The sequence below is a fragment of the Vibrio sp. 704 genome, from assembly GCF_033339295.1.
The window spans coordinates 1-704 of sequence record NZ_JAWOUH010000434.1; the positions used below are offsets into that span (position 1 = coordinate 1).

The window sequence follows — 704 nt, forward strand, 5'->3', positions numbered from 1 at the left end:
TGACACGGTTGCGAATAAGCCATGCCCGATTTTTTTCAACGCTGTGGGCGTCGAAGGTTATGACCAAAGCAACTACAAATGTCGATTGTTAAAAGAAAGTCTGAATCATAGTGCTATAAAAATGGTTACGACACGTGATGATTTGAGCTTGCTCAATGATGGCTACATAGAAAACGGGTACGTCAAAACCGCTCAAGTAGCAGATTCAGCAGTTTTCAGCTCAGAAGTTTATGGGATACAGAAAAAATCGCTAGATGTTGTCGGACTTGGATTGGTGCGTGCAAGGATCTTTAAAGATAACGGTATTGATCTGGATAGAACGCAAGTTATCGAGCTATATGCCTCGCTTATTTCAGAACTGGAAGCTCGCGGGCAACCTTATCAGCTATTTACTAATGGCTTGAAAAGCGACGTAGATATTCTCGAAGATCTGGAGACCTATCTAGGTAAGCAACTAAACGTTATTGAGCCACAAACGCCAAGAGAGTTGGTTGAGCTTATTTCAACATTTAAATGCACAATCGCCGCTCGACTTCATGCCTGCATTATTTCTTATTCGTTGACTGTTCCTGTTGTAGGGCTTGTTTGGAACAGCAAAGTCAAAATGTTCGGTGAGTGTATAGGTTATCCAGAACGTTTCTTTTCCCATCAAGATTTTGATGCAAATGAGATCATTGATCGCTTAACCCTGTCTGTCACGGAAG

General features: G+C 41.8%; 1 protein-coding gene. It reads left to right on the top strand.

Features of this window, described 5'->3' with window-relative positions:
• Positions 1–43 precede the first annotated feature (43 nt).
• The coding region (locus R7R24_RS26935) for a polysaccharide pyruvyl transferase family protein (RefSeq protein WP_318120153.1) at positions 44–704 on the top strand (661 nt) is incomplete at its 3' end.